This window comes from Deinococcus sedimenti, assembly GCF_014648135.1.
In the GTDB taxonomy this organism is placed as follows: Bacteria; Deinococcota; Deinococci; order Deinococcales; family Deinococcaceae; genus Deinococcus; species Deinococcus sedimenti.
The window spans coordinates 130,601-149,901 of record NZ_BMQN01000006.1 but is presented as its reverse complement, the minus strand read 5'-3'; the positions used below and the strand labels follow the sequence as shown (position 1 = coordinate 149,901).

General features: G+C 69.9%; 19 protein-coding genes and 1 rRNA gene. 12 read left to right on the top strand and 8 right to left on the bottom strand.

Features of this window, described 5'->3' with window-relative positions:
* The 7 genes from IEY69_RS13650 to IEY69_RS13620 all read left to right on the top strand — a co-directional run.
* A 16S ribosomal RNA gene (locus IEY69_RS13650) occupies positions 1–62 on the top strand; the annotation flags it as partial.
* 333 nt (positions 63–395) lie between these two features.
* On the top strand, positions 396–650 hold the full coding sequence (locus IEY69_RS13645; protein WP_189073696.1) for an acyl-CoA-binding protein: 255 nt from the start codon (positions 396–398) through the stop codon (positions 648–650).
* Between the two features lie 144 nt (positions 651–794).
* Complete coding sequence (locus tag IEY69_RS13640; protein WP_189073711.1) at positions 795–1,556, top strand: ImmA/IrrE family metallo-endopeptidase; 762 nt, start codon at positions 795–797, stop codon at positions 1,554–1,556.
* The gene (gene folP / locus IEY69_RS13635) at positions 1,553–2,413 is read left to right on the top strand and encodes a dihydropteroate synthase (RefSeq protein WP_229783962.1); all 861 of its coding nucleotides are present in this window, start codon (positions 1,553–1,555) and stop codon (positions 2,411–2,413) included. Before IEY69_RS13640 ends, folP begins: the two co-directional genes overlap by 4 nt.
* Positions 2,414–2,436: 23 nt before the next feature.
* The gene (folB, locus tag IEY69_RS13630; RefSeq protein WP_189073695.1) at positions 2,437–2,820 is read left to right on the top strand and encodes a dihydroneopterin aldolase; all 384 of its coding nucleotides are present in this window, start codon (positions 2,437–2,439) and stop codon (positions 2,818–2,820) included.
* The gene (folK, locus tag IEY69_RS13625) at positions 2,817–3,332 is read left to right on the top strand and encodes a 2-amino-4-hydroxy-6-hydroxymethyldihydropteridine diphosphokinase (protein WP_189073694.1); all 516 of its coding nucleotides are present in this window, start codon (positions 2,817–2,819) and stop codon (positions 3,330–3,332) included. The genes folB and folK overlap by 4 nt, the downstream gene beginning before the upstream one ends.
* Positions 3,333–3,437: 105 nt before the next feature.
* Positions 3,438–3,932, top strand: a complete 495-nt coding sequence (locus IEY69_RS13620) for a hypothetical protein (RefSeq protein WP_189073693.1) — start codon at positions 3,438–3,440, stop codon at positions 3,930–3,932.
* 59 nt (positions 3,933–3,991) lie between these two features.
* Here the strand turns inward: IEY69_RS13620 and IEY69_RS13615 are convergent, their stop codons facing one another.
* The 6 genes from IEY69_RS13615 to IEY69_RS13590 all read right to left on the bottom strand — a co-directional run bounded on the left by IEY69_RS13615 (position 3,992) and on the right by IEY69_RS13590 (position 7,390).
* Positions 3,992–4,306, bottom strand: coding sequence for a hypothetical protein (locus IEY69_RS13615; protein WP_058978057.1), 315 nt, complete (start codon positions 4,304–4,306; stop codon positions 3,992–3,994).
* Positions 4,307–4,330: 24 nt separating this feature from the next.
* Complete coding sequence (locus IEY69_RS13610; RefSeq protein ID WP_189073692.1) at positions 4,331–4,672, bottom strand: YraN family protein; 342 nt, start codon at positions 4,670–4,672, stop codon at positions 4,331–4,333.
* Entirely contained in the window at positions 4,669–5,334 is a 666-nt protein-coding gene (locus tag IEY69_RS13605) for an HAD family hydrolase (RefSeq protein WP_373291050.1), read from the bottom strand. The genes IEY69_RS13610 and IEY69_RS13605 overlap by 4 nt, the downstream gene beginning before the upstream one ends.
* Positions 5,331–5,747: a putative dsRNA-binding protein gene (locus IEY69_RS13600; RefSeq protein WP_189073691.1), complete on the bottom strand. Its 417-nt coding sequence runs from the start codon at positions 5,745–5,747 to the stop codon at positions 5,331–5,333. Before IEY69_RS13600 ends, IEY69_RS13605 begins: the two co-directional genes overlap by 4 nt.
* A gap of 84 nt (positions 5,748–5,831) precedes the next feature.
* Positions 5,832–7,073: a permease prefix domain 1-containing protein gene (locus IEY69_RS13595; protein WP_189073690.1), complete on the bottom strand. Its 1,242-nt coding sequence runs from the start codon at positions 7,071–7,073 to the stop codon at positions 5,832–5,834.
* Positions 7,070–7,390, bottom strand: a complete 321-nt coding sequence (locus IEY69_RS13590) for a PadR family transcriptional regulator (protein WP_189073689.1) — start codon at positions 7,388–7,390, stop codon at positions 7,070–7,072. Before IEY69_RS13590 ends, IEY69_RS13595 begins: the two co-directional genes overlap by 4 nt.
* A 153-nt stretch (positions 7,391–7,543) precedes the next feature.
* Between IEY69_RS13590 and IEY69_RS13585 the strand changes: the two genes are divergently transcribed.
* On the top strand, positions 7,544–8,017 hold the full coding sequence (locus tag IEY69_RS13585) for a hypothetical protein (protein ID WP_189073688.1): 474 nt from the start codon (positions 7,544–7,546) through the stop codon (positions 8,015–8,017).
* 60 nt (positions 8,018–8,077) lie between these two features.
* On the opposite strand, the gene uvrB is transcribed toward IEY69_RS13585, so the two are convergent.
* Positions 8,078–10,093, bottom strand: coding sequence for an excinuclease ABC subunit UvrB (uvrB, locus tag IEY69_RS13580; protein ID WP_189073687.1), 2,016 nt, complete (start codon positions 10,091–10,093; stop codon positions 8,078–8,080).
* A gap of 210 nt (positions 10,094–10,303) precedes the next feature.
* On the opposite strand from uvrB, the gene IEY69_RS13575 reads away from it, so the two are divergent.
* From IEY69_RS13575 to IEY69_RS13565, 3 genes are read left to right on the top strand one after another with little or no spacing between them, the layout of a single operon-like run.
* Complete coding sequence (locus IEY69_RS13575; RefSeq protein ID WP_189073686.1) at positions 10,304–12,805, top strand: polynucleotide kinase-phosphatase; 2,502 nt, start codon at positions 10,304–10,306, stop codon at positions 12,803–12,805.
* Positions 12,806–12,851: 46 nt separating this feature from the next.
* The gene (locus IEY69_RS13570; RefSeq protein ID WP_189073685.1) at positions 12,852–14,234 is read left to right on the top strand and encodes a 3' terminal RNA ribose 2'-O-methyltransferase Hen1; all 1,383 of its coding nucleotides are present in this window, start codon (positions 12,852–12,854) and stop codon (positions 14,232–14,234) included.
* Positions 14,235–14,252: 18 nt separating this feature from the next.
* Positions 14,253–15,473 (top strand): TCR/Tet family MFS transporter, encoded by a 1,221-nt coding sequence (locus tag IEY69_RS13565; protein WP_189073684.1) that lies wholly within the window; start codon positions 14,253–14,255, stop codon positions 15,471–15,473.
* 80 nt (positions 15,474–15,553) lie between these two features.
* Here the strand turns inward: IEY69_RS13565 and IEY69_RS13560 are convergent, their stop codons facing one another.
* The gene (locus tag IEY69_RS13560; protein ID WP_189073683.1) at positions 15,554–16,456 is read right to left on the bottom strand and encodes a LysR substrate-binding domain-containing protein; all 903 of its coding nucleotides are present in this window, start codon (positions 16,454–16,456) and stop codon (positions 15,554–15,556) included.
* 154 nt (positions 16,457–16,610) lie between these two features.
* Between IEY69_RS13560 and aceE the strand changes: the two genes are divergently transcribed.
* Positions 16,611–19,298 carry a pyruvate dehydrogenase (acetyl-transferring), homodimeric type gene (gene aceE / locus IEY69_RS13555; protein WP_174368984.1) on the top strand — a complete coding sequence of 896 codons (2,688 nt, stop codon included), beginning with the start codon at positions 16,611–16,613 and terminating at the stop codon, positions 19,296–19,298.
* The last annotated feature ends 3 nt before the right edge of the window (positions 19,299–19,301 follow it).

Sequence of the window (19,301 nt, the reverse complement as noted above, 5' to 3'; positions counted from 1 at the left end):
TGACTGGGGTGAAGTCGTAACAAGGTAACTGTACCGGAAGGTGCGGTTGGATCACCTCCTTTCTATAGGTTCCTCATCTCTTCCCACACCAACCCCCCTGGGGTTGACTGCAACTCTGCTCTCCTCGTCCCCGACGCCTCCAGCGTCGGGAACGCGCTTTTGGATACCCACAGCAATGACAGGGCGGGCTACACGCCCGCCTGCTCGTGTACTTCAAGGTTGTCCGTTGCCCCCTCACTATTCCGCGCTGTCGCACCACTTCTGCGCAACTCTACGAGTCCCTCCGGGGGAGGGGGACAACGGAACGCGATCACGTCGGAGGCAAGTCAATATCGTCCCGTGTTGGCATGCTTGCGCCTCACCACCGGAATTCTGGACCGGGTACAATTCGTGGCATGACCACTCCCTTTGAGCAGGCCCAGCAGGATGTGCAGACCCTCAGCCGCAAACCCGGTAACGACACCCTCCTGAAGCTGTACGCGCTGTACAAGCAGGGCAGCGCCGGTGACGTCAGCGGCAAGCGCCCCGGCGGGTTCGACTTCGTGGGCGGCGCCAAGTACGACGCCTGGGAAGCCCTGAAAGGCAAGACGCAGGAGGAGGCGCAGGCGGAGTACGTCGCGCTGGTGCAGACACTCAAGGCGCAGGGCTGACAGCAGGGCGCACGCCCCAGGCGGGGTCGCGTGAATCGGCGGGGCAGCCGGGCGCGCGGCCCCGCCCACGTTCACGGTAAGCTGCACTCCGTGAGCGACGCGCCATCCACCCTGCCGGACGTCCTGAGCGCCGCGAAGGCCCGCATGCGCCAGCTGGCGTCCACGTACGGCGCGGCGCTGCCCGGCCTGGACACCCACAGCCTGATGTTCGGCCTGGACGGCGTGCAGCTGACCTTCATGCCGATGGGTGACCGGGACGGCGCGTACGACCCCGAGCACCGGGTCATTCTGATCAACAGCAAGGTCCGCCCGGAACGGCAGCGGTTCACACTGGCGCACGAGATCAGCCACGCGCTGATGCTGGGCGACGACGACCTGCTGAGCGACCTGCACGACGAGTTCGAGGGCGACAGGTTGGAACAGGTCATCGAGACGCTGTGCAACGTCGGTGCGGCCGCGCTGCTGATGCCGCAGCCCCTGATTGAGGAGATGCTGTCGCGCTTCGGGCCGACCGGGCGGGCGCTGGGTGAACTGGCCCGCCGCGCGGACGTGAGCGCCAGCACCGCGCTGTACACCCTGGCCGAGCACACGACCGCGCCCGTCCTGTACGCCGTGTGCGCCGTGACCCGTCAGGGTGAGGACGACGACGAGGGTGGCGGGAAGGCCCTGACAGTCCGGGTGAGCAGCGCCGCGCCCGGCGTGAAGTACAGCCTGCGCGTCGGCACGCCCATTCCCGACGACCACCCGGCGGCCGTGGCGCTGGATACCCGGCTGCCCATCGCGCAGGACAGCTTCATTCCGTTCCGTTCCGGTCGGAAGATGCCCGCCCACGTGGACGCCTTCCCGGACCGGCACCGCGTGATGGTCAGTTTTCAGCTGCGCGAGAAGGGCCGGGACGACGCTTGACGCACGCGCTGCACTTCCGCCGCCCGGTGCCCGGAGCGGAGCGACATGGGGACGGCTGGACGCTGCGCTGGGAGGGCACGGCCGTCATGGGCATCCTGAACGTCACGCCGGACAGCTTCAGCGACGGTGGGCGGCACGCGGCCCTGGACGCCGCGCTGGCATCCGCGCGGACCATGCGGGATGCGGGCGTGCTGATCCTGGACATCGGCGGGGAGAGCACACGCCCCGGCGCGGCCCCTGTGCCCGTCCACGAGGAACTCAACCGGGTGCTGCCCGTCATCCGCGCCCTGGCGGACGCGGGGACCGTGCTCAGCGTGGACACCATGAAACCCGAGGTGGCCGCCGCCGCCCTGGCCGCCGGGGCGCACCTGATCAACGACGTGACCGGCCTGCGCGACCCGCAGATGCGCGCCGTGTGCGCCGATGCCGGAGCCCCAGCCTGCGTGATGCACATGCAGGGCGACCCGCGCACCATGCAGCGCGACCCCCACTACGACGACGTGGTCCGCGAGGTGCATGATTACCTGCACGCGCAGGCGCGCGAGGCCCTGGCCGCCGGGGTGCCGGACGTGATCCTCGACCCCGGCATCGGGTTCGGGAAGACGCTGGAGCACAACCTAGCCCTGCTGCGCGCCCTGCCCGAGTTGACAGAAGCGCCACACCCGGTGCTGATCGGCGCGAGTCGCAAGCGCCTGATCGACTTCATCGCGGGCGTCCCCGAGGCGCAGGACCGTGATCCGGGCAGCCTCGCCCTGCACCTGCACGCCGCGCGCCGCGGCGCGGCCATCGTGCGCGCCCACGCCGCCGCCGCGCACGTCCAGGCGCTGCGGGTCCAGGCGGCCCTGAACCCCGCCTGACCCGCACGAACTACACTCGGGGGATGACCACCCCGACCCCCCCGCACAGCCGCGTCGTGCTGCAGGGCCTGGAATTCCACGCCCGGCACGGCGTGTTCGACACCGAGGCCGTCCTGGGCGCCCGCTTCATCGTGGACGCCGAACTGCACTACCCCTTCGCAGGCCTGACCGACGACCTGAACGAGGCCGTGAACTACGCGGCCGTGTACGCCGCCATCCAGCAGGAGGTCACCGTGCCCCGCCACCAGCTGATCGAGGTCCTCGCCGACCGGATCGCGCGGCGCGTCCTGCGGGACCAGCCCAGGCTGACGCACCTGACCGTGCGCGTCCACAAGCCCTTCGCGCCGCTGCCCGGCGTGTTCCGCGACGTGTACGCCGAACTGACCCTCACGCGGGGTGACCTGTGAGCGCCCCGCAGACCGCCGCGTTCATCGCGCTGGGCGCCAACCTGGGCGACCCCCTGACCACCCTGCGCTGGGCCGTGACCGAACTGCGCACCCTGGGCACCGTGAAGGCCCTGTCCCGGCTGTACCGCACCGCCCCCGTCGGCGGGCCCGCCGGGCAGCCCGACTACCTGAACGCCGCCCTCTGCCTGCACACCCCGCTGGGCGCCCACGACCTCCTGGCGGGCCTGCACGACATCGAGGCCCGCGCCGAACGCACCCGCACCGAACGCTGGGAGGCCCGCACCCTGGATCTCGACCTGATCCTGCACGGCACCCTGATCAGCGACGACCCCGCCCTGCACCTGCCCCACCCGCACGCCTGGGACCGCGCGTTCGTGCTGGCCCCCCTGAGCGACCTGCACCCCCACCTCCCGCACCCCATCACGGGCGAGACCGTCAGCGCCGCCCTGGCCCGCAGCGACCGCGGGGGCGTGCAGGCGCACATCGACGACTGGTTCAACGACTGGGATTGACCCGCGCCTGTGCGGCGGTTCCCCGCCCGGTAACCACCCCGGTCACCACACTGTGCCCGCGCCTGCCCCCGGCGAGGGACGCGGGACGCTATGCTGGGCGGTGACATGAGCAAGCACACCACATCCACCAGCCACGGAGGCGCTGGCCGCGCGCTGCTGTGGGTTGCCATCATCCTGACCGTGGCCCTCCTGGGCTTCGTGACCGCCACCGCCGTCCGCGCCAACCCCATCTACAGCGACCGCGAGGCGAACGGCATCAGCAAGTACAAGTTCATCGAGGCCTGCAAGGAAATCGCCGAGGACACCGAGGAACTCACCGTCGGCGCCATGGGCCAGGCTATCCCCCTGAAGACCCTGGTCGAGCAGAGCAGCCCCCTGAAAGCCGGGGATGAACTGCACGCAGGGATCGAGGCGGAACCCGCCGAGATCATCAAGGCCACCCAGACTGTCGACGGCGGCGGCTGGACCCTCACCGCGCCCGCCACCATCGCCGTGCACAGCGGCGAGAACGTGAAGACCCTGGGCCAGCTGCCCCTGGCCTGCACGCACGACAAGAAGACCGGCAAGACCACCGCGACCCTGAGCCTCCCCGGTCAGTAAACCGGCCCGCAACAGAAAGGCCCCGGCAGTGCGTCTGCCGGGGCCTTCGTCCGTTCCGGTTACAGCACGACGTCCAGGCCGCTCAGGCACTCCTCGGCAATCGCGCGGGCCAGCGGATCACGCGTGCTGCGCGCGTAACTGACGCCCAGCTGCAGGTGCCGCTGCCCGTCCGGGCCGCCCAGCAATTCCAGCGTCTGGTAGAACGCCAGGTGCGTGTGCGCCAGCAGCACGTCCCGCGTCCGCTCGGGCGGCAGCACGCACAGCAGGTCCAGCGCCTCGCGGTACAGGCGCAGCGCGCGGCCCTGGTCGCCCTCCACGGCACTCTCCCGCCCCAGCTGCAGGGCGCGGGCGGCCGACAGGTAATCACTGCGCATGCGGGGGATTCTAGCGCGGGCCGGTCACTCGACCGCGTGCAGGCTCAGCGTGCCCTCAGCGGGCCTGCCGTCGATGGTCAGCACCTCCAGCCGGCACGGCAGGTCGTCGCGGCCCAGTTCGCGCGTCAGGTACGTCAGCGCGGCGCGCTGCATCAGCGCCAGCTTGCGCGGCGTGACGGACTCCGCCGCGCTGCCGAAACGCGCCGAGCGGCGCTGGCGGACCTCCGTGAACACCAGCGTCCCGCCCGGCTCACGGGACACCACGTCGATCTCCCCGCCGGGAATGCGGTAGTTGCGGGCCAGCACCACTCGCCCCAGCCCGCGCAGGAACTCGGCGGCGCGGTCCTCGGCCTGCGCGCCCTTCACGCCAGCCAGTCGGGCCAGGACGTGAAGTCCGCCGCGGCCAGCGCCGCACCCGCCGCCAGCAGCGCCGATTCCGGCGCGGTGGTCGTCAGGGCCACCACCCGGCAGCCCGCCCCGGCCGCGCTGCGCACCCCGTTCACGGCGTCCTCGTGCGCCAGACAGTCGGCGGCGTTCAGGCCCAGCCGCTGCGCGCCCAGCAGGAACGGCTCCGGGTGAGGTTTGCCGCGCGTGACGTCCTCGCCCAGCACCCGCGTCACGAAGCGCGGCCCGAAACCCAATTGCTCCATGCCGAACGCCACGTTCACCGCGTCGGCACTCGTGACCAGCGCGAACGGAATCCCGCGCGCATCCAGCGCGTCCAGGTAGGCACTCAGGCCCGCCACCTCGCGCAGCGCGCCCGCCGCCAGGGACCGGTAGCGGCCCTCCTTCGCGTCGTGAAAGTGGGCGGCCAGCGCCTCGTCCGGGTACGAACCGGTCAGGCGCTCGATGATCTCCGGGTTGCGGCCCCCGTCCACCTTGTGATCCAGGTCCTCCTCCGAGAGGGTCAGACCCAGCACCTCAAGCGCCACCTCCTGCCACGCCTGCCGATGAAAGGCGTTGTTCGCCGTCAGGACGCCGTCCATGTCGAACAGCACCCCGGCGGGCCGCCACGGCCAGCTGCTCACAGGGGCTCTGGCCCGTGCCCCAGGTCCAGCAGCAGCTCGCGGTACAGGCGGCCCGCGTCGCGGCGCACGTCATCCAGCGAGGCGTCCTCCTCGGCGAACTCCACGGCCGTCTCCAGCGCCGCCTCCAGCACCCCCGCATAGATCGGCCAGCGCCCCGCAGGGGCCTCGTCGAGGACCTCCTCGGTGTCCGCCATCGGCTCGCCGTCCAGCACGCGCAGCGCCGAATCCGCCGCCGCCCGCTCGGCGTCCTTGCGACTGCGGCCCGACCCGCCCTCACCCAGCGGCTCGCCACCGATCCGCACCATCACGTGGAACGTCCGCTGATGGGGCGGACCGTCGGACGACACCTCGAACTCCGGCGCGCCCAGGCCCAGGCTCAGGGCGCGCGCGATCAGGTCACCTTTCGCGTTCATGCACCCCAGCCTACCGCGCCCCCAGCCCCAGGCCCACCGGACGTGTGCGCGCCCCGTCAATGCACTTCAAGAGGGCGCGGATGATCAGCGCGGCGCGGGGCCCGGGACCTCCGGCGTGGGCAACTTCAACTCGGACCGGGTGAGGGTCACCCCGCGGCCCAGTCTCAGCAGCGCCACCGCGGGTCTGGACTCACCACTCTGATTCAGGGCCGTCAGGTCCGCTGTGAACCGGACGGACTCGTGCTGCGAGCGGAAGTGCAGCAGCCCGTCGGCCGCCACCGGCACGAGATCCAGTCCGAGGCCACGCACGCCCTGCCCGGTCACGGGCCGCACCACGACGTACAGGTCACCCGGCCCACCCCGAACCCTGACCTGCTGGGGGAACCCGCGGGCGGCACCGAACGCCTGATCCTGCCGGGGCAACAACCCCGCCCCCGTGAAGACGGTGAGCCCGCGCGTCCCGTACAGCGCCCGGATGACGCTGCCCTCGATGATTGAACCGACGCTGACGCCCTGACCGGGCCTTCCCAGCTCCAGGCGTAACCGGCCCACGTGCAGCAGAGGACCATCGAGGGGCCGCTCGATCCGCACCGGCTCGGTGCTGCTGCGCAGCAGGGCGTCCAGGGTCTGGCTGCCCATGAGGAAGGTGTCCTGATTCCGCTGGAACACATTTTCGTTGAGCGGCGCGGGACGCTCTGGCCAGCCGGCCCGCGCACTGGCCTCATCCATGTGCCGCTGCAGGGCATCGACCCACTCCGCGGTCAGTGGGATCTCAAATCTTCCCGTGGACCGGCCTGGTTCAGTCCAGCGCACCTGAAGGTACGTTTCCGTGAGCTGCTCCCCCGCGGGCCCCAGACTCGTGTGGGTTCGCCGGGTCGTCTCGAGAATCGCCTGCTGCGCCTGGAGTTGTTGCTTGAGACTCGAAAGGCTGAGCCAGAAGTCGCGGTTCATCGAGCAGCCCTGTGCGCCGGGGGTGGGGCGACCGGACTGGCAGCGGTCCATGAGGCCCTGCGTGGTGACCGTGACCCGCTGCGCGCCGGATTCAGGCAGCAGGACCAGCGTCAGGGCCAGGGCGGCGCTGCCCAGCCCGCCGATCAGACCGATTCTGGGCCAGAGGTGGACCCGCCGCAGCCCCGCGCCCAGACGTGCAGGCGAACCGAACTCCAGGAGGGCCAGCCGCTCGGCCTCCACGGGTGCGGACCCGCTGATCTGATGCTCGGCCACGCGTTCCAGGAGATTGCCGCGCAGTTCCTGCTGCACCCGCGCGCGGTCGTGGCGGGGCAGGCCACGCGTGGCGGCGCGAACGAACCGTTCAAGGTCCCTCACTTCGTGCCCCAGCGCTGGGTGAGGCCCTGATGCCAGCGGTGGTAGGCGTCCCGTTTGGCCTGAAGGGCGCGCTGCCCCGCATCCGTCAGGCGGTAGTAGCGCAGGGGATGACCGCCCCGTGGGCTGACGCGCGTGTCGCTCTGAAGCCAGCCCCGGTGTTCCAGGCGGTGCAGGGTGGGGTAGAGGGTCCCGGCGTTGAGGTCGAGGTCCCCGCCCGTGAGGCTGCGCAACTCCTTGGCGAGGTCAAGGCCGTACCGTTCCTGCCCCTCGAGCAGCGTGAGCAGGGACAGTTCCAGATCTCCGTTGTGGACAGGCATACCTCAATATAGTTCTCCGATATCGGATGTCAATAAAGGCAGCGCCCCTCTGTACCGGAAGGCCCACCGGCACGGGTCCGCCACCGACCTCCCCCAGAGTCGGTGCGGAGGGTGAACCCCTCCCCCCCCGCACCTGCCCCTAAGCTGAAGGGCATGCGCCCCCCGCTCCTGCTGCCGCTGCTGCTCGGCGCGGCCCTCGGTGCCTCCACCCCCGCGCCCGTGCAGGCCGGGCAGACCTGGACGCTGCGCGCCACCACCTTCGACGGCGAGGTGTTGACCACCACCCTACACCTGAACGCCACGCAACCCACCCCCGGCACGTACCGCGCCGACCGGGGCAGCCTGCTGCTGGACGCGCGGGCCAACACGCTGATCGCCCTGGACCTCAAAGACGCCCGCGAGGGCGGCCTGGGCCTCGCCTGCGCGCTGCGCCTGAGCACCCTGGGCCAAGCCGTCGCAGGTCGAACCGGCGCGACCGGCGTGCTCGCCAGCGGCCCCCTGACCGACCTGCCCGCCGCGCTGGAACGCGCCCTGGCCGTTCTGGACGTCACCCGCACCCCGCAGGAACAGGCCGACGCCGCCCGCGAACTGCGCCTGGGCCGCTGCACCCTGACCCTCAAACGCTGAACGCGTCAGGCAGCGGGCCACCCCGGATCAGGAGGTGGCCCGCTGCTTCATGGCTGTGGGTCAGCGCCTGCCCTTGCGGCGGACCTTCTGCCCGGGGACGGTGGCCTGCTGGAATTCCTTGCCCTGTAACTTGGCCTCGATGGCGCGGATCTGGTCGCGCAGGGACGCGGCGCGTTCGAAGTCCAGATCCTCGGACGCCTGCCACATGTCGAGTTCCAGGTCCGTGAGCTGCGCGGTGAGGGAGTCGCGGTCGCCGCCGACCGACGCGGAGCTGATCTCGCCGGGTTGTTCCTCGCCGCGGATGACGTCGCGGACGCCCTTGATGACGGTGGTGGGCGTGATGCCGTGCGCCTCGTTGAAGGCCATCTGCTTCTCGCGGCGGCGGCTGGTTTCGTCCATGGCGAACTGCATGGCGGGCGTGACGGTGTCGGCGTACAGGATGACCTCGCCGTTCACGTTGCGGGCGGCGCGGCCGATGGTCTGGATCAGGGCGCGTTCGGACCGCAGGAAGCCGGGTTTGTCCGCGTCGAGAATGGCGACCAGCGAGACTTCCGGCAGGTCGAGGCCCTCGCGCAGCAGGTTGATGCCGACCAGCACGTCGTAGTGCCCCAGACGCAGGTCGCGGATGATCACCTGCCGCTCCACGCTGTCGATGTCGCTGTGCATGTAGCGCGCCTTGACGCCCTTCTCGAGCAGGTATTCGGTGAGGTCCTCCGACATCCGCTTGGTGAGGGTCGTGACGAGGGTGCGTTCGCCCTTCGCGCTGCGTTCGCGGACGCGGCCCAGCAGGTCCTCGATCTGCCCCTGGATGGGCCGGATGCCCACCGGCGGGTCGATCAGGCCGGTCGGGCGGATGATCTGGTCGGCGACCGAGTCGCTGTGCTCGCGTTCGTACGGGCCGGGCGTGGCGGACACGAACACCAGCTGCCCGGTCTTGCTCATGAACTCGTCGAAGTTCAGCGGGCGGTTGTCCATCGCGGACGGCAGGCGGAAGCCGTAGTCCACCAGCGTCTGCTTGCGCGCGCGGTCGCCGTTCGCCATCCCGCCGATCTGCGGGACCGTCACGTGCGACTCGTCGATGAACGTCACGAAGTCGTCCGGGAAGTAATCCAGCATCGTGTACGGCGTGTGCCCCGCCGCGCGCCCGTCGATGTGCCGCGAGTAGTTCTCGATGCCCGAGCAATACCCCAGGACCTTGAGCATCTCCAGGTCGTACAGGGTGCGTTCCTTCAGGCGCTGCGCCTCCAGCAGCTTCCCGGTGGACTTGAAGTACTCCAGTCGCTCGTCCAGTTCCTGCTGGATGGTCACGATGGCCCGCTCGATGTTCCCCGCGCTGCTCACGTAATGCTTGGCGGGGTACACCACGGTCGCGTCCAGATCCGCCAGCCGGTCCCCGGTCAGCGGATGCACCACGCTGATGCGCTCCACGTCATCCCCCCACAGTTCGATCCGCAGGGGCTGCTCGTCGTACGCGGGCCACACCTCGATCATCTCGCCCTTCGCGCGGAACCGGCCCGGCATCATCTCGATGTCGTTCCGTTCGTACTGCATGTTCACCAGCCGGCCCAGGATCTCGTCCCGGCTGACCTGTCCGCCCTTCTTCAGGATCAGGTTCAGTGCCGTGTACTCCTTCGGGTCGCCCAGACCGTAGATGCAGCTGACGCTGGCCACCACGATCGTGTCCCGCCGCGTCAGCAAGCTGCGCGTCGTCGAGTGCCGCAGCCGCTCGATCTCCTGGTTGATACTCGCGTCCTTCTCGATGAACAGGTCCTTCCCCGGCACGTACGCCTCGGGCTGGTAGTAATCGTAGTAACTGATGAAGAACTCCACCGCCGCGTCCGGGAAGAACTCCCGAAACTCCGACGCCAGCTGAGCGGTGAGGATCTTGTTCGGCGCCATGATCAGCGCCGGGCGCTGCGTCTCCTCGATCACCTTCGCCACCGAGTAGGTCTTGCCGGTGCCGGTCGCCCCGAGCAGCGTCTGGAAGCGCAGGCCGGACTCCAAGCCGTCCACCAGCGAGCGGATGGCGGTGGGCTGGTCACCGGCGGGCGTGTAACTGGACTGGACCTTGAGCATGAAACCTCCGGGAGGTGGGGGAGAGGGCAGGGGGCGGGCACGGCCCGAACGAATCTCTGTATTTTACGCCCCGGACGTAAGCGCACGGTAAGCCGGATGACTCATCGGAACTTGAGGTACAGGCCCGCCCGGCAGGTCATTTGACGCAGGTGAACATAGGGCAGGGCCGATAGAGTGACCGCTGGTGCCCCGCACCGAAAGGACGGCCCTATGACCCAGATTCCCCTGCCTGAACTTGCCCTGGTCGCGCTGATCGGCGCGTCATCCTCGGGCAAAAGCACCTTCGCGGCGAGACACTTCGGTCCTTTCGAAGTGTTGAGCAGTGACCAGTTCCGTGCCCTCGTGAGCGGCAGTGAGCACACGCTGGACGCCAACGAGGCTGCGTTCAGCAGCCTGTATCACGTGGCAGCGCGGCGTCTGGAACGGGGTCTGCTGACGGTGGTGGACGCGACCTCGGTGCGGGCGGAGGATCGCCGCCGACTCGTGGAACTCGCGCGCGCACATGACGTGCTGCCCGTGGCGATCGTGCTGGACCTGCCGCGCAGCGTGCTGGACGCCCGGCACGAGGCGCGGGGAGACCGACCGTTCAGCGAGGCGGTGATCGGCCGTCAGCAGACGGACCTGCGCCGGGGGTTGCGTGGCCTGGGCCGTGAGGGGTTCCGGCACGTCTGGACCCTGCGGTCGGTGGATGACGTGAACGCCGCCCAGATCACGCGCGTGCCGCTGTACTCGAACCGCCGCGACCTGCGCGGACCGTTCGACTTCATCGGGGACGTGCACGGCTGCCTGCCCGAACTGCGCGACCTGCTCACGGACCTGGGCTACGCCCTGGACGGGGATCAGGTCACGCCCCCGGCGGGCCGCACGGCCGTGTTCGTGGGCGACCTGGTGGACCGGGGACCGGACAGCGCGGGCGTCCTGCGACTGGTGATGAACATGGTCGCCAGCGGCGCAGCCCTGTGCGTGCCCGGCAACCACGAAGAAAAACTGAAGCGGGCGCTGGACGGCAAGCAGGTGCAGGCCCTGCATGGCCTGGATGGCACCCTGGCGCAGATCGAGGCGGCCGGCCCTGAATTCTGTCGGCAGGTGCGGCGGTTCCTGGGCGGCCTGATCAGTCACTTCGTGCTGGACGAGGGACGCGTGGTCGTCGCACACGCCGGTCTGCCCGAGAGGTACCAGGGGCGCAGCAGTGCCCGGGTCCGCAGCTTCGCGCTGTACGGGGACGTGGACGGCAGCACCGACGAACTGGGCCTGCCGGTCCGCCGCGACTGGGCCGCGGCGTACAAGGGGGCTGCCCACGTGGTGTACGGGCATACCCCGGTCGGGCAGGCGCGGTGGGTGAACCGCACCATTGACCTGGATACCGGCTGCGTGTTCGGCGGGCAGCTGACTGCCCTGCGCTATCCGGAGATGGAACTCCGCAGCGTCCCGGCGCGCGCCCAGTACGCCGCGCCCGCCCGACCGCTGGAGGCCGCGCCGGACCCGGCCGCCACTGCGCCCTTCGATCTGGCCGAGTTCCTGAAACCGGGGCGGATCGTGACCCGTTCGGTGGGGGGCGTGATGCTGCGGGCCGGTGAGCGCGCGGCGGCGGTCGAGACCTTCAGCCGATACGGTGTGGACCCCCGCTGGTGCCTGTACCTGCCGCCCACCATGAGTCCGGTCGAGACGAGCGCCCGCCCGGAGTTCCTGGAGCATCCGGACGAGGCCTTCGCGTACTTCCGCGCGCAGGGCGCGGTGCAGGTCGTGTGCGAGGAGAAACACATGGGCAGCCGCGCCCTGCTGGTGCTCACGCGGGACGAGGCCGCCGCCCGCCGCTTCGGCGCGGCTGGGCAGGGCAGCGTGTACACCCGCACGGGCCGCCCGTTCTTCCGCCCGGAGTGGGAGGCGGACATCCTGACCCGCGCCCGTGAGGCCGCCACCCGCGCGGGCCTGTGGGACACCCTGGAGACCGACTGGCTGCTGCTGGACGCCGAGATCCTGCCCTGGAGCCTGAAGGCCGAGGAACTCATCAGGGGACAGTACGCCGCCGTGGGAGCCGCCGGGAACGCGGCGCTCCCGGCGGCGGCGGACGCCCTGCGGGCGGCGCACGCGCGGGGTGTGCCGGTGGGCGAGTGGCTGACGCGCACGCAGGAGCGCGCCGGGGACCTGCACCGCTACCGCGACGCGTACCGCGCGTACGTGAGGCGCGTGACCGGCCCGGAGGACGTGCAGATCCGCCCCTTCCACCTGCTCGCCTCCCAGGGGCGCGTGCATGACGACCGGGACCACCTGTGGCACCTGACGACGCTGGGCATCCTGGCCGACGCCGACCCGGTCCTCTTCGGTCGGACCGCGCACCGCGTCGTGACCCTCGGCACCCCCGACGAGGCGCAGGCTACGGCGTGGTGGGACACCCTGACAGCCGCAGGCGGCGAGGGCATGGTCGTCAAACCACTGGACTTCCTCCCAGCCGGGCGGCAGGGACAGCCCGCCGTGAAGGTCCGGGGACGCGAGTACCTGCGGATCATCTACGGCCCGGAGTACACCCGCCCCGAACACCTGACCCGCCTGAAGGCCCGCGCCCTGAACGCCAAGCGGGCCCGCGCGTCCCGCGAGTTCCGCCTGGGCCTGGAGGGCCTGCACCGCTTCGCGGAGGGGGCCGAAGGCCGCGTGCACGAGTGCGTGCTGGGCGTCCTGGCGCTGGAAAGCGACCCAATCGACGTGCGGCTGTGATGACGCTGCCTGCCACTTCGTTCCCCTTTGGCTTGGAGGGCCAGCCATGCTCCTGACCATCACCACCACCCACACGCCGGCCACCGACCTGGGCTTCGTGCTCATGAAACATCCAGACCGCACCCTGGAACGCCCCCTGCCGTTCGGCCGGTCCCTGGTGTTCTACCCGGAGGCCACCCCGGAGCGCACCACCGCCGCGCTGCTCGTCGAGGTGGACCCGGTCGCGCTGTCCCGCGCCCCTGCGGGCGGCGAGTCCGGCACGCTGGAACCCTACGTGAACGACCGTCCCTACGCGTCCGGCAGTTTCCTGTCGGTGGCGCTGCGCGACGCGTTCGGGACCGCCATGACCGGCCAGAGCCGCGACCGGCCCGAACTGGCCGCCAGACCCCTGCCGCTGACCCTGACCCTGCCGTGCGTGGCGGCTCGCGGGCAGACGGACCTGCCAGAGCGGCTGTTCGGCCCGCTGGGGTACGAGGTCGAGGTGCAGGCCATTCCCCTGGACGCCCTGTACCCCGAGTGGGGCGAGCGGCCCTACGTCACGCTGACGCTGCGCGGCACCGTGCGGGTCGCTGACGCCCTGCGGCACCTGTACGTGCTGCTGCCCGTTCTGGACGGCAAGAAACACTACTACGTGGGTGAGGCCGAGGTGGACAAGCTGCTCCGGCACGGACAGGACTGGCTGGACACCCACCCGGAACGCGACCTGATCGCCGCGCGCTACCTGCGGTTCCGGGGGCTGGTGGCGCAGGCGCAGGCCCGACTGACCGACCCGCAGCCTGAGCAGGACGCTTCCGACGCTGAGCCCACAACGGATACGCCAGTACCGCCCCGCGTGCACGACGCCCGACTGGGCGCCGTGGCGGCCCTGCTGGAACAGACCGGGGCGCGGCGCGTGCTGGATCTCGGCTGCGGCGAGGGCAAACTCCTGCGCCGCCTGCTGCGCTCGTCTCAGTTCCGCGAACTGGTCGGTGTGGACCTCAGCGCCCGCAGTCTGGAGATCGCTGCCGAGCGCCTGAAACTGGATGAACGCCCCGAACTGCGGGACCGCGTGACGCTCCTACACGGCAGTCTCGCCTACCCGGACTCCCGCCTCAGGGGCTTCGACGCGGCCGCCCTGGTCGAGGTCATCGAGCACTTGGAACCGCACCGCCTGAGTGCCCTGACGCAGAACGTCCTGGGCCACGCGCGGCCCGGCACGCTGATCGTCACCACGCCCAACCGCGAGTACAACGCCACCTTCGAGGAGCCCCTCACCCGGCGGCACGCCGACCACCGCTTCGAATGGACCCGCGCCGAGTTTCAGTCCTGGGCTCAGGCGGCCGCCGAACAGTACGGGTACGCCGTGACCTTCCACGATCTGGGCGACGTGCACCCCGAATACGGGCCGATCACCCAGCTGGCCCTGTTCCAGCAGACTCCGGTCGCCTGACCCCCTACACTGCCCCCCATGCGTTCCCGTCCCGCCGCGATGATCTTCATTCTGCTGACCGCCCTGATCGACATCATCGGGATCGGGCTGATCATCCCGGTGCTGCCGGGGCTGGTCAAGGAACTGGCAGGGTCGGAGGTGGCGGGCGCGCGGACCATCGGGCTGCTGACGGCGGCGTACGCGGTGATGCAGTTCATCTTCGCGCCGATCCTGGGGGTGCTGAGTGACCGCTTCGGGAGGCGGCCGGTGCTGCTGTTCGCGCTGACGGGCATGGCGCTGGATTACCTGCTGCTGGCGTTCGCGCCGAACCTGGCGTGGCTGTTCGTGGGGCGCATCCTGGCGGGGATCACCGGGGCGAGCCTGACGGTCGCGAACGCGTACATCGCGGACGTGTCGCCGCCGGAGGACCGCGCGAAGAACTTCGGGCTGCTGGGCGCGACGTTCGGGGTGGGGTTCATCCTGGGTCCGGCGCTGGGGGGCCTGCTGGGCGAGTACGGCCTGCGCGTGCCGTTCATGGTGGCAGCGGCCCTGACGGGCCTGAACGTGCTGTACGGCCTGTTCGTGCTGCCCGAGTCGCTGCCGGTCAGTGCGCGCGGCAAGGCCATGCGGCGCGCGGATCTGAACCCGCTGCTGCCCCTGCGGGCGCTTGGTGAGTACCCGATCCTGCGGTCGCTGGCGCTGACGTTCGTGCTGCTGGGTCTCGCGGGGCAGGTGATCTTCAGCACGTGGGTGCTGTACACCGAGGGCGTGCTGCGCTGGACGCCGGGGCAGAACGGCGTGGCGCTGGCGTTCTTCGGCCTGCTGACCGCCGCCGTGCAGGGTGGACTGATCGGGCCGTTCATCGCGCGGTTCGGCGAGCGGCGCACCATCATGACCGGCCTGGTCAGCAGCATCCTGGAATTCACGGTGCTCAGCGTGGCCCGCAGCGGCGCACTGCTGTACGCCTCACTGGTCGTGGGTGCGCTGGGGGGGCTCGCGAACCCGGCCATTCAGGGCCTGATCTCCCGTCAGGTGAGTGAAACCGAGCAGGGCCGCGTGCAGGGCGCGATCACCAGCCTGAACTCCCTGGTCGCCGTGGTCGGTCCGCTCCTGGCGACCGCTGTGTACGCCTACGGCCTCACGCATGGCTTCCCCGGCGCGGCGTTCCTGATGGGCGCGCTGCTGTCCGTTGGGGGCACGCTGCTGATCCTGGGTGTGCTGCGCGGCATGCCGGACACCGGGAAGCCGCAGCAGGGGTGACGGAGGATGGGTGATGGGTGATGGTCAACGGCGGTCACGCGGCCTGAGCGCTCACCCCGCCCGAGCCCACTGCCCACTTCCTACTTCCCACTGCCCTCCCTCAGCACCTCCTCCGCGACGGTCAGGAACGCGCGGATGACGGGGTTCTTCCCGTCGCCGCGTCGCCACACGGCGACGATGTCCACGGTGGGGGCGTCCTCGACGGGGCGGTAGGCGACGCCGGGCAGGGACAGGCGGCTGAAGAATTCGATGGGGAGGAACACGCCGACGCCCGCCGCGACGAGGGACAGCAGGGTGGGGACCTCGATGGCTTCCTGCACGACGTGGGGGGTGAATCCTGCTGTGGAGCACCAGCGCATGACCTGATCGAAGTACGTGGCGCGGATCTGGCGGGGGAAGAACACGAACGGTTCGGCCCCCAGGTCGCTGATCTTCAGTCGGCGTTTGCGGGCGAGGGGGTGCGCGGCGGGCAGCGCGGCGACCAGGGGTTGTCGCCACAGGGCGCGGGAGTCGAGGCTGGGGTCGCGCACTGGCAGCAGCATCAGGCCGATGCCCACCTGCCCGCCGCGCAGCGCGGCTTCCTGTTCCTGCGCGGTGAGTTCGCGCAGGTCCACGCTGACGTTCGGGTACAGCTCCCGGAAGCGCCGCACGATCTCCGGCAGGCCCCCGAAGGCGAGGCCGCTGACGAAGCCGACGCTCAGGCGGCCGACCTCTCCGCGGGCGGCGCGGCGGGCGCGTTCGACGGTCTGTCCGGCCAGGGCGAGGGTTTCGCGCGCGCCGATCAGGAATTCCTGCCCGGCGGGGGTCAGCTGCACGCGGCGGGTGGTGCGCAGCACCAGGGGCACCCCGACCTCCTCTTCCAGGTTGCGGATGGAGTTGCTGAGGGCCTGCTGGACGACGAACACGCGTTCGGCGGCCCGCCCGAAGTGTTCCTCCTCGGCGAGGGCCACGAAGTGCCGCAGGTGACGCAGTTCGACCGACATCAGGGACAGCGTAGCGCCCGCCACCCACCAGTGTCAGTGGTGAATCGCATGAGAATTCCCTGTTGGAAGTGTGGGACTGGCGGGGCCTATGCTGGGCAGCATGACGCAGTCTCCCCAGAAGTCGGCACCGCCGAACCGGCCCGCGCGCGCCGGGATGAACGCGCAGGAACGCCAGCAGCTCAACGCGGTCGAGACGCAGGAGTGGCTGGACTCTCTGGCGTACGTGTTCGCCGACGCCGGGGACAACCGCGCGGCGGAACTGCTGGAGGAACTCGATCACTACGCGTACTTCCACGGCGCGCCGATCACGTTCAAGCAGAACACCCCCTACATCAACACCATCGACGTCGAGGCGCAGCCCGAGTACCCCGGCGACCCCGAGATCGAACGCCGCATCCGCAACATCATCCGCTGGAACGCCGTCGCGATGGTCATCAAGGCGAACAAGAACAGCGACGGGATCGGAGGGCACCTCAGCACGTACGCCAGCGCCGCCGAGCTGCTGGAGGTGGGCTTCAACCACTTCTTCCGCGGCCACGGCGCCGGGCAGGACCGCGACCTGATCTTCTACCAGGGGCACGCCAGCCCCGGCGTGTACGCCCGCTCCTTCCTGGAGGGCCGTTTCGACGAGGCGCGCATGAACCGCTTCCGCCGCGAACTGCAGCCCGACGGCGCGGGCCTGAGCAGCTACCCGCACCCCTGGCTGATGCCCGACTACTGGGAGTTCCCGACCGTCAGCATGGGCCTGGGCCCCATCCAGGCGATCTACCAGGCGCGCTTCATCAAATACCTGGAAAACCGCAGCCTGAAACCCAAGGGTGACGCGAAGGTCTGGGCGTTCCTGGGTGACGGCGAGATGGACGAGCCGCAGAGCATCGGCGCGATCCGCTTCGCGGCGTACGAGAACCTCGACAACCTGATCTTCGTGCTGAACGCGAACCTCCAGCGTCTCGACGGGCCGGTGCGCGCGAACAGCAAGGTCATCCAAGAGTTCGAGGCGCTGTTCCGCGGCGCGGGCTGGAACGTCATCAAGGTCATCTGGGACAGCAAGTGGGACGAACTGCTCCAGAAGGACTACAACGGCGCGATCGTCAAACGCTTCGAACTGCTCGTGGACGGGGAATCGCAGCGCTACGCGGCGTTCGGCGGGAAGGAGCTGCGCGAGAAGTTCTTCAACACCCCGGAACTCAAGGCCCTGATCGACGGCTGGAGCGACGCCGAACTGGAACTCCTGAACCGCGGCGGGCACGACATCCACAAGATCTACGCCGCGTACGCCTCCGCCGTGCAGCACAAGGGCAGCCCCACCATCATCATCCCGCGCACCATCAAGGGCTACGGCCTCGGCGAGAGCGCCCAGGCCCGCAACGTCGCCCACCAGGTCAAGAAGCTCGACTTCCACACCCTCAAGGACCTGCGCGACACGCTGGAACTCCCCCTGACCGACGAGCAGGTCGAGCACCTCGAGTACTACCACCCCGGCCCCGACAGCCCGGAAGTGAAGTACGCGCTGGAACGCCGCGCCGCGCTCGGCGGGCCGATTCCCGCCCGGAAGGTCGAGTACCCGCACCCCACCATCCCGAACGGCGAGTTCTACGAGGAGTTCGCCAAGGGCAGCGGCGACCGCCAGGTGAGCACCACCATGGCCGCCGTGCAGATCATCAGCAAACTCCTGCGCGACAAGGAGATCGGCAAACTCGTCGTGCCCATCGTGCCCGACGAGGCCCGCACCTTCGGCATGGACGCCCTGGTGCCCCGCATCGGCATCTACAGCCCGCGCGGCCAGACGTACACCCCGGTCGACAGCGGCTCCCTGATGGCCTACAAGGAAAGCGTGGACGGCCAGATGCTCGAAGAGGGCATCACCGAGGACGGCGCGATGGCCTCCTGGATCGCGGCGGGCACCGCGTACGCCAACCACGGCGTGCCGACCATCCCGTTCTTCGTGCTGTACTCCATGTTCGGCATGCAGCGCGTCGGTGACCTCGTGTGGGCCGCCGCCGACCAGCGCGCCCGCGGCTTCATCCTCGGCGCGACCGCCGGCCGCACCACCCTGGCCGGCGAGGGCCTCCAGCACCAGGACGGCAACAGCCACCTGCAGGCGTACGTCGTCCCGAACCTCAAGACGTACGACCCGGCCTTCGCATACGAACTGGCCGTGATCATCGAGAGCGGCATCCAGCGCATGTACGTGGACGGCATCGACGAGTTCTACTACGTCACCATCGACAACGAGAACGAGGTCCAGCCCGCCATGCCCAGTGACCGCAGCCACGAGGAGATCCGCGACGGCATCGTCCGCGGCCTGTACCGCCTGCAGCGCAGCGCCCTGAAGAAACCCAAGCTCCAGGCGCAGATCCTCGCCGGTGGCCCCGCCATGGGCGCCGCGCAGGAAGCCGTCACTATGCTCGAGAAGTACGGCGTGGCCGCCGACCTGTGGAGCGTCACGAGCTACAAGGAACTCCACCAGGACGCCCTGCTCGCCCAGCGCCACAACATGCTCCACCCGACCGAGGAACCTCGCGTGCCGTACGTCGCGCAGCAGCTGAGCCGCGAGAATGCCCCCGGCGTCCTGATCTCGGTCAGCGACTACATCAAGCTCGGCGCGGACGGCCTGAACGGCCACCTCGACCGCAAACTCTGGACGCTAGGCACCGACGGCTTCGGCCGCAGCGAGGCGCGCAAGGAACTCCGCGACTTCTTCGAAGTGGACGCCAAGCACGTCGTCCTTGCCACCCTGTACGCTCTCCAGCGCGACGGCAAGATCAAGGGTGAAGTGGTCGCCCAGGCCATCGCCGACCTCGGCATCGACACGGAACGCGACGCGCCTGTCCTGCGTTAAAGG

Excerpts from the sequence above, each read along its gene's own strand:
- IEY69_RS13570 (WP_189073685.1), top strand. The coding sequence starts at position 12,852 with ATGCTCCTGACCATCACCACCACCCACACGCCGGCCACCGACCTGGGC.
- IEY69_RS13585 (WP_189073688.1), top strand. The coding sequence starts at position 7,544 with ATGCGCCCCCCGCTCCTGCTGCCGCTGCTGCTCGGCGCGGCCCTCGGT.
- IEY69_RS13615 (WP_058978057.1), bottom strand. The coding sequence starts at position 4,306 with ATGCGCAGTGATTACCTGTCGGCCGCCCGCGCCCTGCAGCTGGGGCGG.
- IEY69_RS13565 (WP_189073684.1), top strand. The coding sequence starts at position 14,253 with ATGCGTTCCCGTCCCGCCGCGATGATCTTCATTCTGCTGACCGCCCTG.
- IEY69_RS13575 (WP_189073686.1), top strand. The coding sequence starts at position 10,304 with ATGACCCAGATTCCCCTGCCTGAACTTGCCCTGGTCGCGCTGATCGGC.
- IEY69_RS13560 (WP_189073683.1), bottom strand. The coding sequence starts at position 16,456 with ATGTCGGTCGAACTGCGTCACCTGCGGCACTTCGTGGCCCTCGCCGAG.
- IEY69_RS13600 (WP_189073691.1), bottom strand. The coding sequence starts at position 5,747 with ATGAACGCGAAAGGTGACCTGATCGCGCGCGCCCTGAGCCTGGGCCTG.
- IEY69_RS13640 (WP_189073711.1), top strand. The coding sequence starts at position 795 with ATGCGCCAGCTGGCGTCCACGTACGGCGCGGCGCTGCCCGGCCTGGAC.
- folB (WP_189073695.1), top strand. The coding sequence starts at position 2,437 with ATGACCACCCCGACCCCCCCGCACAGCCGCGTCGTGCTGCAGGGCCTG.
- uvrB (WP_189073687.1), bottom strand. The coding sequence starts at position 10,093 with ATGCTCAAGGTCCAGTCCAGTTACACGCCCGCCGGTGACCAGCCCACC.
- IEY69_RS13645 (WP_189073696.1), top strand. The coding sequence starts at position 396 with ATGACCACTCCCTTTGAGCAGGCCCAGCAGGATGTGCAGACCCTCAGC.
- IEY69_RS13620 (WP_189073693.1), top strand. The coding sequence starts at position 3,438 with ATGAGCAAGCACACCACATCCACCAGCCACGGAGGCGCTGGCCGCGCG.
- IEY69_RS13590 (WP_189073689.1), bottom strand. The coding sequence starts at position 7,390 with ATGCCTGTCCACAACGGAGATCTGGAACTGTCCCTGCTCACGCTGCTC.
- aceE (WP_174368984.1), top strand. The coding sequence starts at position 16,611 with ATGAACGCGCAGGAACGCCAGCAGCTCAACGCGGTCGAGACGCAGGAG.